Origin of the sequence: Pseudogemmobacter humi (assembly GCF_900609055.1) — a bacterium.
In the GTDB taxonomy this organism is placed as follows: domain Bacteria; phylum Pseudomonadota; class Alphaproteobacteria; order Rhodobacterales; family Rhodobacteraceae; genus Pseudogemmobacter; species Pseudogemmobacter humi.
Genome location: NZ_UXAW01000009.1, coordinates 1 through 652, shown reverse-complemented (window position 1 = coordinate 652; position 652 = coordinate 1). Strand labels below are relative to the sequence as shown.

General features: G+C 64.1%; 2 protein-coding genes. Both read left to right on the top strand.

Translation table 11 applies throughout. The features are described from left to right. Positions 1 to 116 precede the first annotated feature (116 nt). Positions 117 to 329: a hypothetical protein gene (locus XINFAN_RS00050; RefSeq protein WP_124084541.1), complete on the top strand. Its 213-nt coding sequence runs from the start codon at positions 117 to 119 to the stop codon at positions 327 to 329. 24 nt (positions 330 to 353) lie between these two features. After that, the coding region (locus XINFAN_RS00045) for a BapA prefix-like domain-containing protein (protein ID WP_124084540.1) at positions 354 to 652 on the top strand (299 nt) is incomplete at its 3' end.

Sequence of the window (652 nt, the reverse complement as noted above, 5' to 3'; positions counted from 1 at the left end):
GTGCGGGCAGAGCAGACCGGGGGGTGGTGATTGACATACAGCCATAATCACGTTCTATACATACTTTAGTGATGGCATCCCATCCTTACAACGAATTTCACATGCGGAGGACCGGAATGCTCATCGTTCTATGCGCGATCGCGGTCCTGGCCGAACTCCTGGCGGGCCTCCTGGTTCTGGGAACCGGCGGGGGCTGGCTCGCCGCCTTCGTCGCCGCGCAGGCGGCGGGATGTGCCGCCGTGGCGGGGGCCGCAGCAATCGCAAATGCACCGCAGCGCATCCGCAGGCACGGGGTCCGCACCGGCCGCCGCCTGACCAATCACACGTAACTGATCAATCCAGGAAGAAGAACGATGGCAACCATTAGAATCGCGGCTGAGAAGCCCTCGGATTTCCGCATCACCGCCCGGGCCGACCAGGTGAGCCGCTTCACCAAAACCGGCGACGACCTCGTCGTCCATCTGGTGGACGGCAAGCAGATCGTCATCGGGGATTTCTTCGTCAAGGGCCCGAACGGCGAGGTCAGCCGCCTGCTCTATGAAGACGGCAGCTACAGCGGCGTGGACGGCAACGCCCAGACCGTCGAGGGCGAGGCCGCGGGCATCGGCACCGGGCTTGCGAACGAGGAGATGATCGCGATGGGCGTGGCCGG